General features: G+C 37.3%; 10 protein-coding genes and 5 pseudogenes. 9 read left to right on the top strand and 6 right to left on the bottom strand.

Going from position 1 to position 14,915, the window contains the following annotated elements; genetic code table 11:
• Positions 1-562: 562 nt before the first annotated feature.
• The 3 genes and pseudogenes from AYT27_RS06500 to AYT27_RS09345 all read left to right on the top strand — a co-directional run.
• A pseudogene (locus AYT27_RS06500) lies at positions 563-892 on the top strand (integrase); the annotation flags it as partial.
• Positions 893-942: 50 nt separating this feature from the next.
• The gene (locus tag AYT27_RS09350) at positions 943-1,161 is read left to right on the top strand and encodes a hypothetical protein (protein WP_034448031.1); all 219 of its coding nucleotides are present in this window, start codon (positions 943-945) and stop codon (positions 1,159-1,161) included.
• A gap of 172 nt (positions 1,162-1,333) precedes the next feature.
• A pseudogene (locus AYT27_RS09345) lies at positions 1,334-1,675 on the top strand (DUF3472 domain-containing protein); the annotation flags it as partial.
• 1,136 nt (positions 1,676-2,811) lie between these two features.
• On the opposite strand, the pseudogene AYT27_RS06480 reads toward AYT27_RS09345, so the two are convergent.
• Positions 2,812-3,305: pseudogene (locus tag AYT27_RS06480) on the bottom strand (DNA-directed RNA polymerase subunit beta); the annotation flags it as partial.
• A gap of 144 nt (positions 3,306-3,449) precedes the next feature.
• Between AYT27_RS06480 and AYT27_RS06475 the strand changes: the two are divergent.
• Together AYT27_RS06475 and AYT27_RS06470 are read left to right on the top strand one after the other, a co-directional pair.
• Positions 3,450-4,280 (top strand): ferredoxin--NADP reductase, encoded by an 831-nt coding sequence (locus tag AYT27_RS06475; RefSeq protein WP_011181094.1) that lies wholly within the window; start codon positions 3,450-3,452, stop codon positions 4,278-4,280.
• An 80-nt stretch (positions 4,281-4,360) separates the two neighbouring features.
• A pseudogene (locus AYT27_RS06470) lies at positions 4,361-4,802 on the top strand (ferredoxin--NADP reductase); the annotation flags it as partial.
• Here the strand turns inward: AYT27_RS06470 and eda are convergent.
• Positions 4,772-5,437: a bifunctional 4-hydroxy-2-oxoglutarate aldolase/2-dehydro-3-deoxy-phosphogluconate aldolase gene (eda, locus tag AYT27_RS06465; protein ID WP_011181093.1), complete on the bottom strand. Its 666-nt coding sequence runs from the start codon at positions 5,435-5,437 to the stop codon at positions 4,772-4,774. The pseudogene AYT27_RS06470 and the gene eda sit on opposite strands and share 31 nt — an antisense overlap.
• A gap of 112 nt (positions 5,438-5,549) precedes the next feature.
• Here eda and trhO point away from each other — a divergent pair, with 112 nt between their 5' ends.
• Positions 5,550-6,464: an oxygen-dependent tRNA uridine(34) hydroxylase TrhO gene (trhO, locus tag AYT27_RS06460; protein ID WP_011181092.1), complete on the top strand. Its 915-nt coding sequence runs from the start codon at positions 5,550-5,552 to the stop codon at positions 6,462-6,464.
• A 455-nt stretch (positions 6,465-6,919) separates the two neighbouring features.
• Here trhO and AYT27_RS09340 read toward each other — a convergent pair.
• Positions 6,920-7,379: pseudogene (locus AYT27_RS09340) on the bottom strand (integrase); the annotation flags it as partial.
• A gap of 657 nt (positions 7,380-8,036) precedes the next feature.
• On the opposite strand from AYT27_RS09340, the gene AYT27_RS06450 reads away from it, so the two are divergent.
• The 3 genes from AYT27_RS06450 to AYT27_RS06440 are packed head-to-tail and all read left to right on the top strand — an operon-like array spanning position 8,037 to position 10,097.
• Positions 8,037-8,270: a hypothetical protein gene (locus AYT27_RS06450; protein ID WP_034448025.1), complete on the top strand. Its 234-nt coding sequence runs from the start codon at positions 8,037-8,039 to the stop codon at positions 8,268-8,270.
• 55 nt (positions 8,271-8,325) lie between these two features.
• Positions 8,326-9,459 (top strand): type III PLP-dependent enzyme, encoded by a 1,134-nt coding sequence (locus AYT27_RS06445; RefSeq protein WP_011181090.1) that lies wholly within the window; start codon positions 8,326-8,328, stop codon positions 9,457-9,459.
• Positions 9,460-9,512: 53 nt separating this feature from the next.
• The gene (locus tag AYT27_RS06440; RefSeq protein WP_034448172.1) at positions 9,513-10,097 is read left to right on the top strand and encodes a GNAT family N-acetyltransferase; all 585 of its coding nucleotides are present in this window, start codon (positions 9,513-9,515) and stop codon (positions 10,095-10,097) included.
• Positions 10,098-11,354: 1,257 nt separating this feature from the next.
• On the opposite strand, the gene AYT27_RS06435 is transcribed toward AYT27_RS06440, so the two are convergent.
• The 3 genes from AYT27_RS06435 to AYT27_RS06425 form a co-directional block, all read right to left on the bottom strand.
• Positions 11,355-12,926, bottom strand: a complete 1,572-nt coding sequence (locus AYT27_RS06435; protein ID WP_011181088.1) for a DHA2 family efflux MFS transporter permease subunit — start codon at positions 12,924-12,926, stop codon at positions 11,355-11,357.
• 23 nt (positions 12,927-12,949) lie between these two features.
• A complete protein-coding gene (locus AYT27_RS06430; RefSeq protein WP_011181087.1) occupies positions 12,950-14,011 on the bottom strand; it encodes an HlyD family secretion protein in 1,062 nt (353 codons plus the stop codon).
• Positions 14,012-14,216: 205 nt separating this feature from the next.
• On the bottom strand, positions 14,217-14,609 hold the full coding sequence (locus AYT27_RS06425) for a Fur family transcriptional regulator (RefSeq protein WP_011181086.1): 393 nt from the start codon (positions 14,607-14,609) through the stop codon (positions 14,217-14,219).
• Positions 14,610-14,915: the final 306 nt, after the last annotated feature.

The raw sequence follows: 14,915 nt of genomic DNA, 5'->3' as shown, positions 1-14,915 counted from the left end.
GAAAAGGATGCGTGTGCTGTTTGTTCTTATCAAAATCATGAGCAGTTCATACTGAATTATGTGTTATCAAAGCAACCTTTTAAGGTAAAAGGCATATTTTGAGTATCATCAATAGAGTATTTTACTCTCTTTGTATTTTTATGAACACGTAATTTACACAGTTGCGAAGGCATAGACTTCATTCTCCTTGGATAAAGCATATTAAAAAAACAAAGGCTCACTGGCAATGTTGTAGCATTTTTCATGGTGAAAACAGAAAAACTTTAGGATCAATAGCTCATCATATTGATTATAAGGACAATTCATTGTTTTTATATTGAATGAGAGGCCCTAATACCGTAAGATTTTCTTATGCCAATCTTGTTGATGTTGAATCAATCAAAACTATTCGCTTACACATTACAAGCGGGACTAGAGTGTGGATAAAATTGTTTAAAGACAAAGATCCAAAATGCTCCCTTATGGATCATTTCAGGTGCCAAGGGCTGTAGCAACATTGGAGGCTGCTGGCAAATAGTATGATGGGTACAGGTTTTCTCCTTCATAAGTGTAAAGGTGGTATTATACTATTCACGGGCAGGATTGCGAAATGGGCTTAAGTGCACTTACGGATGTCTCTTTAAAGAAAGCGCGTGAATTGGCAACCCAATGGTGTTCTGTTTTGCATAAGGGGTGTGACCTCTTGAAAGAACGCGACAAATAAAAACGTGAAGCAATACTCTCCATGATTTAAAAGATATTGCTTTAGATGCTTTTGAAAGTCGTAAAGCCGAATTTAAAGGGAGATGACAACACTGGAAACTGGTTTTTACCTTTACAACTTTATGTTCTCTCCAAATTAAGCTGTCTACCTGTTTCAGAGATTACCCAAACAGAGATACGCAATACTCTTACTCTATATTTAGTATACAAAAGCGGATTAAAGTTTGCGCGATATTCATTATGATATTAAGTATAGAGTGTAATTCTGATAAAATCAATCTTATCTGTAGTGAATTAATGGGGGATGAATTACAGAATCCCAAAAATATTATTCATTTTTTCTGGTTTTTAGTGAGTTCGGCAAGTTACGCTGTTGTTGCTGGTGGTATTATTTTTATTCAACATGCATGGTCTGCTCATTCAGAGGTTAGATCAATTAACGTTTTTCCAGAAGATTAGTAACGATGGTGGAATGAACTCTCATTATTACTGGGCAAATCAGTTTTTCTTTAAAAACGGTGATGTTGGGTATATTGGTTTACAAAACAGTGGAGGTGATCATTTCGTTAATTACTCTATCTGGAATGCTGTTGGTTGGAAGAGTGATTAGTATCATTATTTTGATCATGAAGGTTCTGGAGTGCAATGTCGTATTAAAATACCATGGAAGACGGGGCATCAGTATGAATTTGATGTTTCAAAAAAGGAAAATTTAGTTACTGGCACCATAACAGATTTAATGGATGGTACAAAAACAACTGTGGGTGTTATTGAAGTTCCAAAAACATTTGGCAAATTTTATGCTTCTCTTGGCTTTGTTGAAGAGTATTCTCAAGGAGATGGGCAACTTTTATCTTTTTTTGTGATGGGTATGCAAAGTTCAATCTTTAGAGCTCCTATCGGTGATAATACAGTCAAGGCTAAGCAAAGTACCTATACTTACGGAAATTGCAATGATCCTTATGTGGTTTAAGCTGCCTGTAATGATGATGCTTGCATTAATACTGTAAGTAATTTTGGAGCAGTAGCCTCACCTCATGCACCTGAAGTTTCTCTTGTTAATGGGAAAAATTTGAGTGCACAAACCATTTCTGATGCGTTGAAAGCAGCTGATTTGATCGTTACTCGTTCCTAAGATGTTTTTTGGGCATCTCCTATCTATTTTCCACAAGCTCGTTTATTTAAATGGAAATCAATTTTTGTTGATCACAGAGCAACTTACAGCTTATCTCTTCATGTAAATAATGATGTGAAGGAGGTCAAGAGGGGAATACAATTGATATATATGTCTGATAGTGATTGCTGGAAAATTATAGAAACGCATTATTGATCTGTTTTTTCATACCGCTAACATTTGCGCTTCCCAGAAGATAACAAGCATAAATTGAACGGTATGATTATCAATAATTTGAAAATTTTTTATGAAATGTTCTCTCTTGCTTTGATAAAAATACGAATGACAGCGGCTATTCTGTGTTGTGTAGAACGTTGTCAAATTGCTGTTCCATTTTCATGGATGTAATTGCATTTCAGATTTGATTAAGTTGGAAACCATTCAATGAATATTGTATTTACTGTTTGAATGATCTTTTAAAAATGCTTGTGTTGCATTTTCATATTTTCGCTAACAATGAGAATGCAGTAGGGTGTTCTGTTGCCGTTTTTTTCTTTGGCTTTTGTTTAGATTATGAAGGCCCTTCTTTTTTCATTTATGATACAGATATCGTTAAGAGGGATATTTTTATAGTTTTTGATTATAAAAATTCTTGGGGGAAGAGGTATAGTGTTTATGGTGATAGATTAACTGTTAAAACAGTGACACTATAGAGATTTTTCTAAAGGACTGTTGAGTGATTGTTTATTAATCATCAGAAAAGCTAATTCGTTGGGGATTTTGTGGAGAAATTGTAAGATTATTGTTAGATAGACATAAGTTTTATCTCTCTTAAGGTTTTTGATTATAAGTTTTGAAAAATTAGAGAGCATTTCTTTGTTTATAGGTAATACTTATTACCTGTTACAACTGGTCAGATTAATAAGCTTTTTTAAGTTTAAATGTTTTGATTTTTCTTTTGTAGAATATGCATGAACATCAAACAAAATCCTTCATGTTTTTTCGTCAATTTTTATCACCAGCTTCAAGATAAATTTCATCTGTCTGGTAATTAATATCCTCTATAAGATAAGATCTTTATAAATCTTCTTCGCTGATTTTAAGTATCTTTAAACCTTTTTTTGCCACAGCCTTTGTTGCACGAACCGTTATTTTTTACCAGCTTCTGCAACAATTTCACCACTGTCGGCATTTATAAGGTTAGAAACAAACTTCATACCTTTAAAGCGATCACTAGAATAAAGAATACGCTGTCCATCTCTATCTCGTTCATAGGTAACTTTAATATAAAAAATCGACAAAATATCTGATGTATACATCCTTAATGCCATCAAAAGACTTGTAACAAGAATTTTACGTTGCCGCTCAATACGAGTATAAATGAGATGTCTTTAACATCAAACTCAATATCAAGCCAAGAACCACGATAAGGAATAACACGAGCAGCAAAAAGAAGCTTTCCTGATGAATGCGATTTTCCTTTATCATGTTTTTCAGTTTTTTCTTCGACTAATTTTGATATAAAAGTGTTAATCTCGTGGTTTGCATTTTAAGAAAAATATTGGCAGATGATGACGCGCGTATTATATCACTTTGAAGGTTTAACGTTGAATGAAGATAAGGGAAGAATTTTATGAATACGTCTGCTAGCAATGTTCAGTCAAACATCAGCAGCGTTGCATCAGATTTTCCTATTCCTGAAAATGTATTCGCGCTTACTGTACAGGAAGTTTATCACTATACAGACCGTTTGTTTAAATTTCGCTTGAATCGTCCTGAAAGTTTTCGTTTTCGTTCTGGTGAATTTGTTATGATTGGTTTGCCAAATGCAGAAAAGCCAATTTATCGTGCTTATTCGATTGCAAGTCCATTTTGGGATGAGCAGCTTGAATTTTTTTCGATCAAAGTTCCAGGAGGGCCATTAACCGAACATCTCCAAAAAATTAAAATTGGTGATACCGTTCTTATGCGTAAAAAATCTACTGGAACGCTGGTTCTTGATGCCCTTATTCCTGGAAAACGCCTTTATCTTTTGTCAACAGGGACAGGAGTTGCTCCCTTTGCAAGTCTTATCCGTGATCCTGAAACTTATGAAAAATTTTCAGAAGTCGTTCTTATTCAAACAACTCGTGAGTGCGATGAACTTAATTATGCAAAAGATTTGGTTGTCTCTCTACAACAAGATCCACTAATTGGTGAATACGCACCACAGCTGAAATTTTATCCTATGACTACGCGCGAATCTTCTGAGCATATGGGGCGCATTACGACTGTTATGGAGAGTGGCGCTTTTTTTGAAATGACTGGTTTGCCGAAGATTCATGCTGATGAAGATCGGGTGATGATTTGTGGTTCCATGGCGATGCTGAAAGATTGTGCGAGAATGTGTGAAGTCTTTGGTCTTGTTGAAGGTGCCAATAATGCACCGGCTACATATGTTGTGGAGCGTGCCTTTGTAGGGTGAGAGGATAGATACTCTGTATTATAAAGCATGAAAATCTAAAGGACAGTGATCCTTTTGGCACTTTTGTTTCTGAAATGTGTCTTTATCTGCTCTCAATAGTGACAGGAGTTTCTCCCTTTGCAAGTCTTATCCGTGATCCTGAAATTTATGAAAATTTTCAGAAGTCGTTCTTATTCAAACACCCCGTAAATGGGATGAGTTTAATTATGCGAAAGATCTTGTCATCTCTTTACGAGAAGATCCACTAATTGGTGAATACACACTACAGTTGAAATTTTATTCCATGACGACTCGGAAAACTTCTGAGCATATGGGGTGCATTACGATTGTTATGGAGAGTGGTATTTTTTTGAAATGACTGGTTTGCTGAAAATTCATGCTGATGAGGACCTTGTGATGATTTGTAATTCCATGGCAATGCTGAAAGATTGTGCAAGAATGTGTGAAGCTTTTGGTCTTGTTGAAGGCGCCAATGATGATGCACTGGAATCTTATATTGTGGAACACACTTTTGTAGGATAAGAGGAAAGTTGTGCTGCAGTTTGTGCTAATGCGCTAATCGCATGCCAATTTTTTGCTGTGATAAGATTTCGAGGAGCTATCCAAGAACCACCAATACAGAAGACATTAGAAAGCTGGAGCCATTGAGCAGCATTTTTTTGTTTTATGCCGCCTGTCGGGCAAAATCGGATTTCAGAGAAGGGGGCGGCTAAAGCTTTTACAAAGGTAATACCTCCTGCTGCTTCAGCAGGAAAAAATTTAAGATATGAATAGCCTTTGTCCAGTGCTTTCATTACTTCACTTGGTGTAAGAGCACTTGGGAGAAGGGGGATTTCACTGTTTTTTGCATAATCAATCAATTTGTTTGAAAATCCAGGACTTACGATAAATTTTGCTCCTGCATGTTCTGCTTGTTTATAGTGTATAGTGCTAAGAATTGTTCCTGCTCCAACGATTGATTCGGGTACTTCTTGTGTAATGGCTTTAATCGCGTCGAGTGCATTTGCTGTTCGCAAGGTGACTTCAATTGTTCTTAAGCCTCCTTTGACAAGGGCACGTGCTAAAGGCACGGCATTTTGTAGAGTATCAATATGCAAAACAGGTATAATGGTTTGTTCCTGGAGCAGTGATAACAGCTTCTCTATTTTTTGGCACATGGTGTTTTTTCTCCAAGAAATGATGGGTAAGGATAGTTTGATTAAGCACAATATCTTAAAGAGTAAATGAATAAGTCTTGAAATTGAATGAAACCCACGTTATGCCAAAACTATGGAAAAGAATTTTAAAGTTGCTGCTCTTTATTGCTTTGCGGATTTGAAGCATTACCGTCAATTACAAAAGCCTTTGCTGGATTTATGTCAAGCAAAGGATATCAAAGGTACCCTCCTTTTAGCACAAGAGGGAATTAATGGAACTGTTGCGGGATCTTGTGCTGCTATTGAGACATTAGTGGATTTTATTACAGCTGAACCAGCATTTCAAATGCCTGAGATTAAATATTCATGGGCATCAAAAATGCCTTTTCATCGTATGAAAGTACGATTGAAAAAAGAAATTGTGACAATGGGAGTTGACGGTGTTAACCCGTTAAAAGCCGTTGGTACTTATGTGGACCCTAAAGATTGGAATGCCCTTATTCAAGATGAAGAAACGCTTCTCATTGATACACGTAATGATTACGAATATGCAATTGGCAGTTTTCAAGGAGCGGTTGATCCGCGTATCAAAACATTTCGTGAATTTCCCGCATGGGTGCTTAAGCATGAAGCTGATTTAAAAAAGAAAAAGAAAATTGCTATGTTTTGTACAGGTGGTATTAGGTGTGAAAAATCAACAGCTTATGTTCGTGAACTTGGTTATGAACAGGTTTACCATTTAAAAGGTGGGATTCTTAAATATTTGGAAACAATTCCAAAAGAAGATAGTCTGTGGTGGGGGGAGTGTTTCGTTTTTGATGAACGTGTTTCTGTTAAACATGGTCTTGAAGAATGTGGGCGCGAATTATGTCGCGCATGTCGTTCTCCTCTTAATACTGAAAGCAAATTATCGCCTCATTATGAGGAAGGTGTCTCGTGTGATGCTTGTTATAATACGCGCAGTGAAGATGATAGGGAGCGCTTTCGCGAACGTCATAGGCAGTTCCAATTATCAAAATTGCGTGCAATGCATTCTCATCAAGAGTGATACAAGCTATTGTACTTTAGCGTTTAAGGATTTTGCTTTTTTCGGTTGTTTCAAGAAAAGAATTTCGTTTTGAGCAGACAAGTATTTTATAAGACTGGCCATTACCCAGTCTTTTGTTGGTTGTGAAAATGAAGCTCTTGATTTAAAAATATAAATCAGAGCTACACATTTTGAATGAGATATCTTTGATTGTGTAATCTTTGGTTTGTTTCAATTTTTAATTCTCAATTATTAAAAATTACTTCATGATATATTTCAATCGAGGAGACAGCTCAATGGAAGAGTGTGTGACTTGAAAAGCAGTTTTGGAATGGATGTAACAGGCCGATTGATAAACTGTTTAAATGCGAGAGTTTATGTATTGGGGTCGATAAAGACATGATGGTCATGGCGTATGATTTCATAAACATAGAAATGGTGTTTCTTGTGGCTGTTACTTGTAAATTAACATCCTATTCTAATGCAGCAGCATGTTTGAGACAAAGGATTGAAAGATAAGTGCTTTCCATTTTGTTGCAGCTTTTGTATGCCAGATAGGGGCAAGAACATTGCGTGTATCTGTGTGTAATCTCTGAAACAGGGAAATAACCTCATTTGGGGATGTAAAGGTAAAAACCAGCCTCCAGCCTTACTATCACTCTTTAATTCAGCTTTACGGCTTTTAAGAGTATCTAGGAACAGTATCCTTTCAATAATGGAGATTGCGTATTGTCTCACGTTTTTGTTTTTCACGTTCTTTAATAGGGTAACACTCTTCACGAAGAACAGAACGCCATAATATTGCTCATTCACGTGTTTATTTTAAGGGGATATCCGTTAGTGCACAAAAGCCCTTTCACGATTATGACGGCATCTGTTAAGGGTATAACGGGAAATCTATTGAGCACGACCCTCTTGATGCTTATGAAGATACACGCCGGTTCTGTCATTCTCTTTTCCAGCTCAAAATGTTGCAACAATCCTTTCATTGAGATGGTTCATAAAGGGTATTTTTACTCCTTTCTTGAGGAGTTTTCATCCACACGCCAACCTCGCTTATGATATGCAGGCGAATGATTTTGAGTGATTCACTATGAGAGGGTTTGGAGGGTTTGAGATGAGAGAATCTTATGATATTCAATGTTCTCATTCAAGTTGCAAAATGATAAATTATCTTTATAAATCAATTTCTTGTAGCGTCATATCTTCCATGAGTGAGTGTGGACACAGGGGATTAAAAAGCCAAGCAAAGAGGCTCTTTTAAAGAAAATATTATGCATTTGTATCACGATGGTATGGTTTTTTTCGTGAAAGCTACAATTCTATTAAAGGGAATATGTGACTTATTTGCTTGAGAGAACTGTTGCTTTTTTGCATCAACTTTTCTTTAAAGGTTAAAAAATATTTAAAATAAAAAAAATGATTGAAATAAATCAGAATTCGTTCTATATGAGTTTTGCCCAAAGTCGCACGTGCCTGTGGGTGTCCGCTGGTTCTCAAATGGTGAGATTAACCGGTACGGTACCTGGAACTAACCGCTCCAGTCATTCTTACGGCCAACCGAAAGAATGAGGACATCTTGAAGCAACGACGGTGCGGGCCTTTCTGGTGTCTTCCAGCTGTCCAAATGCTGGGATAACTATAGAGGCACACCTCATTGCCTTCAGTGCGGAAGTGGTTTTCTCAACTCCAATCAAAAAGGCAGAAAAAGTAAAGCAACGCGATTTTCGCGCTGTTTTTTCGCTGCATGCAATGCTGCTTTCTTCCTGGTTATTAGGGAATCAGGGTGTAGAGCGTTTTTGTGTGTGTTTTGTCCTTTGGCTATAAGCAGCTTTGTGCTGTCCAGTCGTAGGGTGGGTTTATCCCCTGGGAGAATTGACAGATGGCGACGCAACGTATTCGCGATTTTCTTGCAAAACATCGTTCTGAAGGTCCCTGCTTAATTGTTGACCTTGATATTATTCGTGAAAATTATTTAAACTTTGAAAAAGCTCTTCCGCAGTCCCGGATCTTTTACGCGATAAAGGCGAATCCAGCTCCTGAAATTTTAAATTTGCTTGCCTCTTTAGGGTCTTCTTTTGATGCTGCTTCTGTTGCGGAAATTGAAATGGCTTTAAAGGCAGGAGCAACCTCTGATCGTATTTCTTTTGGTAATACTATTAAAAAAGAGCGTGATATTGCACAGGCGTACGCATTGGGTATTTCGCTTTATGCGGTTGATTGTGTTGAAGAAGTGGAAAAGATTGCTCGAGCTGCTCCAGGAGTTCGCGTGTTTTGTCGGGTTCTTACGGATGGAAAGGGTGCAGAATGGCCATTGTCACGTAAGTTTGGTTGTGTTCCTGCTATGGCGGTTGATGTGTTGCGTCGCGCACATCAATTAGGTTTGCAAGCATATGGTGTTTCCTTTCATGTTGGTTCTCAGCAGACAGATCTTAGTGCATGGGATCGCGCTTTGTCAGATGCGGCTACGGTTTTTCGGCACTTGGAGCATGAAGGAATTTCGTTGAAATTAGTGAATATGGGGGGTGGTTTTCCAACCCGTTATTTGAAAGATGTTCCTACAACACAAGCTTATGGCACAGTTGTCTTTGATTCATTAAAAAAATATTTTGGTAATCGTATTCCTGAAACGATCATTGAGCCAGGGCGCGGGATGGTTGGCAATGCTGGTGTTATTCGTACAGAGGTTGTTCTTATATCCAAAAAAGCAGACAATGATAATATCCGATGGGTTTATCTGGATGTTGGCAAATTTAACGGTCTTACCGAGACCATGGATGAAGCTATTCGTTATCCCATTGAGACCCCTCATGATGATAAGGCAATGGAGCCTTGTATTTTAGCTGGGCCAACTTGTGATTCGGCAGATGTTCTCTATGAAAAAACACCTTATCTGTTACCTTTATCCCTCACAGTAGGGGATGAGTTATTAATTCATGGGACTGGTGCTTATACGGCGACTTACGCGTCTGTTGCATTTAATGGTTTTGAGCCTTTACCATCCTATGTGATTTGAATTTTTCCTTTATAAGATGGTATAAAGAGCTACAAGTGGGGGTGGTGACAAACATGAATATGATTTATTTTCAAACAAAAGATGATGCATTTTTTACACTCGCATCGGAGCAAGAAGCTGATAAACCTCATCGGGAGCATTTACTTGATTTGACACTAGGAAAGGGACGTAAGCGTAAATCCTCAGAAGTTTTACGTCGTGGGCGGTTGGCTGCTTGTGGACTTTCCTTTGTCGTTAAAAATACGCTTGGAGAACTTGTGGGCAGTGTGCGTCTTTGGCATGTTCAATTTAATAAAGGACATAATGAAATACAGCATGCTTTACTTTTGGGACCTCTTGCTGTTGCAGCGGAATGCTCCGGTATTGGGATAGGGTCTGCTCTTATGCGGCATGCGATTGCAACAGCAAAAAAAATGGGGTACGGTGCTATTTTTCTTGTCGGTGATTGTGCATTTTATCAGCGTTTTGGTTTTTCAAGCAGTCTCACAAAAAATTTAGCAATGCCTGGTCCTTATGAAAAACATCGTTTTCAAGCGCTGGAATTAATTCCTCATTATCTCACTTCGTGTCATGGTATTTTGACACCAAGCGGAGAGTTAGAAGATTGGAATTCTTTTCAGCACCATAAAGTTGCTTAAAGAAGCTGTTCATTTAACTTTCTTTTTTCCGCGATGTCTTCTTTGGGAAGTTTAAGCGTTGAGTGTGTTGGTGGTGGTCTATTATTTTTTTCAAGTGCAATGTTTGAGACAATTTTATTTCGGAGTATGGTTTTTTCTTTCCTATAAACTTTATCTTCTTTAATCATTTTTGTTGATCAATGGGTAATATACAGAAGATTTTGCATAGTTCTAAAATGGCTTTGAGCAAAATTTGTGATGGATAATCATTGGAAGTGTACTCATGTTTTATGCTGAGTAAGGTGTCATTTGCGATAATCATTCAGTATAAGGTTTTGAGCATGCAAACATTTTTACAGGATATATGTATTGAAAGAGGAAAAAATACTTTTTGCACTTCATGCTGTTTTGCTTAGACTTTGCGTACTTCAGGAAGATTTGAGAAAAAAAGTGCGATTGGTGATGTTCTATTAGTAAAAGAGCAGGTGCGTTACTAGGAAGAAATATGCTCTTAAGTGTAGAGATTGGAGAAAGATTGACCGTTTGTGGAGGATAAGTTTATTCGATGCGCGTGAGGACTGAAAATCTTACTCGTCATTTTTTTAAAGAAATTTATGTTATTTTTAATAGTGACTCAATGGTGAGAGTTTTGTTGCTCTTAGACATTATGTAACATTTATCCATAAAAGTTATGAATAAAGACCATTGGCATCAAGTTTTAGAAGAGCTTTTTAAGGACGTAATTGTGCACCTGTGAGGATCGCTTTAACTTTTATTTACGTTTACCTCTGTGATGCGAATTCTGAATTATGCTGGAAGCTATAGATTGTGCAGCAGACTGTAGATAAGGCCAGAATGAAAGGGAGGTTTTGGCAAAAGTAAGCCAAAATTTGATGCTGAAGAGTCATAGTAAGGTATGCGTGGGACTCAACTTTGTGTTTTCTCTTCATTCCAGAGGCTGGAATACTTTTATCCACATCACTTAGCATCTTGATGGGGGAATGAAAATACACCAATTATTGCTGATAAGAGTTATATTGAGATGCACAAAAAACGGATAAAGAAATAAGACTGCATTTCTCTTATTTCTTTCTGCTCAACGAAGAAAACATCACACGACAATAATGAACATCTTTATAAAGAATAAAAACGTGAAAGCTTTTTTAATAAATTCAAAAGTTTTAGATATTTCTTAAGCATTGGATAAAAAATCTTTTTTATAGGATTTCTGATCTATGACTCATGTTCCTTTGGTTTAAAAAGTGAGGTATGCACAACTTAGTGACTGGGAGGGATATCAGTGGATGGTGGTATTTTTTTGAGAAAAATGGTTAAGAATGTCAAGATGCAAAAAATAATGGTTATTATAAAGAAGATATCGCTAAAAGCCATCACCATTGCTTGTGTACGAACCATATTTAAAAATTGGAAGAGTGCAAGAGCTTGTGGATCAAAAGTCGCAAATTTGAAGTACATAGTGAGCTTTGAAAGCATTTCAGTTGCTTGGGTACTTCCTTGTTGGATAGTCTCGGCTATCCGTTCATAATGGAAGTCTGCGCGCTTTGTTATAAGCGTACTTATAATAGCAAGTCCTACTGCACCACCAAGATTGCGTGTAAGATTAAAAAGTCCGGAAGCATTTTTCATATGTTCTTGTGAGAGTGATCCGAAAGCAATATCATTAATAGGCACCATGCATAACATAATCGAGACACCACGAAGAACTTGAGGCCAAAAGAGTTCCCAAAAATCCCAATCATCTGTGATAGAACTGGCCAACCAGGTTCCTAATGCAAAGCCAGAAAAACCTATCGCTATCATAAGACGTGCATCAATTCGTGCTGAAAGGAAACCCGCAAGAGGAGCAGCCAAAAACATAGCAAGACCTGAAATAAATAATGTTTCGCCAATCATGAGAGCATCATAATGGCGGATTTGGCTTAAATAGACAGGATAAAGGTAGGTGAGTCCATAAAGACCTATTCCAAGCATAAAAGAAAAAATTGCTGCGGTTGAAAAATTAAAATTAGAAAAAGCAGAGAGATCAACAATTGGCTCTTTTGTTGTTAAAACGCGCCAGAAGAATACTCCAGCAGACAAAATCATGATAATAAAAAAATTAAAGACTAGAGTATCCTGTAGCCAATCATGACGTGCACCTTCTTCTAGAATATATTCCAAAGTTCCTAGAAAAGTTGCCATGGAAATAAGACCTAACCAATCAAATTTAGCCATTAAAGAGAAGTCAGCTTTATCAAAATCAATCAATTTCCAAGCGAGAATTGAGATAATTATTCCGCAGGGCACATTAATAAGAAAGAGCCAATGCCATGATAGGATATTACAAAGATAGCCTCCCACAGTTGGACCGATGGTGGGTGCTAATGTTGCTACCAGTCCAACGATAGGGGTAACAATGGGGCGTTTTGAAGGGGGAAAAAGTGTATAAGAAGCGACAAAAACACTGGGGATGATACCACCACCAATAAAACCCTGAAGTGCTCGGTAAAGAATCATCTCTTCAATAGATGTCGCTGTTGCACAAAGAATAGATGTAACAGTAAAACCGATAGCTGAAATGCTAAAGAAAATTCGTGTTGAAAGCAACCTTCCCAAAAATCCGGAAAGGGGTAACATGATGACTTCAGCAATGAGATAGGAGGTTTGAACCCATGAAATTTCTTCAGAACTTGCTGAAAGACCAGCTTGAATTTCAGCCAAAGATGAGGAAACGATTTGGATATCCAAAATAGCCATGAACATACCAAAAGCCATAGCAATAAAGACCACGATTTCACGGATTCCTACGTGTTTTTGAGAATGATCAACTTCTGGTATAGGAGATGTCATGAACAGATCATTTTTCTTCTGAATTATAAGGGGTGATTATGCAATTTTGTACGTGTATCAATTTGTACTGAAACACTCATTCCCGCTCGGATACGCTTGTCTTTTAATGCTTCTTCTGGAATAGAGATACGTACTGGAATGCGTTGGACAATTTTGGTGAAATTACCAGTGGCATTTTGTGGTGGTAGGAGAGAAAAAACAGCTCCTGTTGCCGGTGCAATAGAAAGTACTCTCCCTGTAAAAACCTCTTTTTTGAAGGCGTCAAAAGTAATATAAGCCGTTTGTCCAGCGTGAATATTTTGTAACTGTGTTTCTTTATAGTTGGCTTCAATATAAAGCGCCTGTATGGGGACGAGTGCTGCAAGACGTTGACCATTCACAACAAAATCCCCAGTTTTCGCTGTTAAATTTCCAATGATTCCATCGAATGGAGCCCGTATAATGGTTGAATCAAGATCACGTTTTGCTTTATCACGTGTGAGTTCTAGGCTCTTTGTCTGGCTTTCTGTTTCACTGCGTTGTGCTTCTAGCACTTGGATGTTTGCGCGTGCTGCGGCTATTTGTGCATCTGCACGGTTTACATTAGCAATGGCTTGTTCATAAGCTGATTTAGCATCATCAACATCGGATTGAGGAGCATAACGATCAGCTTTAAGTTCTGTAGTGCGTTTTAAGGTTAGTTGTGCATTGGTTGCTATGGCTGAAGCAGCTGCTTTTTGTGCTTGCGCATCATCTAAAGCACTGTGAGCGGCTACAATTTGCGCATCAATACGTAGAAGGGTTTTTTGTTGTGTGTTGAGACGCGCTTCTGTCTGATCTAAGGCTATTTGATAATCACCATTGTCTAAACAGAATAAAACATCGTCTTTTTTAACAACTTGATTGGCTTTAATAGCAATTTTCTTAATATATCCGTTTAATTTAGGGGCAATGGCAGCAATATCTCCTTGCACATAGGCATCTTCGGTGGAGAGAATATAACGCCAATGTGTTATCCACTTATAGCCAAACCATAGCATAAAAAGCGCAAGAATAACGAGGATAGGACGAATTATTTTTATCTGTTTTATTTTTTTTAAATACATATCTTTTCTTTTGGAAGAGCTGTTTCGGGCGCGGACATAGATTTTATACTTTCAGTTCAAGCATATTTTAATGTGTAAGCAAATAAAATAAATCAGCATGCCACCAGAAAATAAAATGATCTTTTCAAATAACAATAAATTAAGTCACCATGATATTATATAAATGACATAATATTCAATATATGAGTTTGCAAGTGCAGACAAATTATTTTGCCATACATTTTTCGCAGATACCTCGCACTTCTATAGTACTCTTGTTGGCATGAAAACCAATTTCTTGTGTCATTTGTTTAACACCATATATCATGAGTGGGCTCTGTATTTCATTTACTTTACCACAGTTATCACAAATTATGAAAGTCGTTAGTTCATGTTGACAATTTTCAGGATATGAGCAGGCCATAAAAGCATTTGCACTTTCAAGGCGATGAATACACTTTAATTGAAGAAGTCCTTCTAGTGCACGATACACCTGTAAAGGAGCGCGAAGTCCCTCTTCGCGCAAACGGTCAAGAATTGCATAGGCACTCAAAGGCCCTTGTTCGTTTTTTAGAATGTTCAAAACTAGGGTTTGATTGCGCGTAAGCTTAGATGGCATTGTTCCTTTCCTTTTTACAGCATAAAGAAGCGTAAAGTGTGTAAGATATTTGTGCAATGGTGATTATAGTTTCGCATAGATATTTCGTAAATAAAGTATTTTCTTGCTTAAATTGAGATGGTTTTTATTTTTTTCTTCATCTCACCCTCTATGATTGTAATATTAACTGCAATCTTGTATAAGATGTATTCATTTATTTTTAGGAAAGCTATAGAAATGATATTGACTCTTTAGAGGAAAGAGTACTATATAGCGATTGTGACGAGGGCGTTTTCTTTTTGCGAAGATTTGTTACGCTCTTGTTTT

Origin of the sequence: Bartonella henselae str. Houston-1 (assembly GCF_000046705.1) — a bacterium.
GTDB classification, from domain to species: domain Bacteria; phylum Pseudomonadota; class Alphaproteobacteria; order Rhizobiales; family Rhizobiaceae; genus Bartonella; species Bartonella henselae.
This window is presented reverse-complemented; position numbering and strand designations above follow the sequence as displayed.

Bases quoted from the DNA above. Each gene is read 5' to 3' on its own strand.
- AYT27_RS09350 (WP_034448031.1), top strand. From the start codon at position 943: ATGATATTAAGTATAGAGTGTAATTCTGATAAAATCAATCTTATCTGT.
- AYT27_RS06475 (WP_011181094.1), top strand. From the start codon at position 3,450: ATGAATACGTCTGCTAGCAATGTTCAGTCAAACATCAGCAGCGTTGCA.
- eda (WP_011181093.1), bottom strand. From the start codon at position 5,437: ATGTGCCAAAAAATAGAGAAGCTGTTATCACTGCTCCAGGAACAAACC.
- trhO (WP_011181092.1), top strand. From the start codon at position 5,550: ATGGAAAAGAATTTTAAAGTTGCTGCTCTTTATTGCTTTGCGGATTTG.
- AYT27_RS06445 (WP_011181090.1), top strand. From the start codon at position 8,326: ATGGCGACGCAACGTATTCGCGATTTTCTTGCAAAACATCGTTCTGAA.
- AYT27_RS06440 (WP_034448172.1), top strand. From the start codon at position 9,513: ATGAATATGATTTATTTTCAAACAAAAGATGATGCATTTTTTACACTC.
- AYT27_RS06435 (WP_011181088.1), bottom strand. From the start codon at position 12,926: ATGACATCTCCTATACCAGAAGTTGATCATTCTCAAAAACACGTAGGA.
- AYT27_RS06430 (WP_011181087.1), bottom strand. From the start codon at position 14,011: ATGTATTTAAAAAAAATAAAACAGATAAAAATAATTCGTCCTATCCTC.
- AYT27_RS06425 (WP_011181086.1), bottom strand. From the start codon at position 14,609: ATGCCATCTAAGCTTACGCGCAATCAAACCCTAGTTTTGAACATTCTA.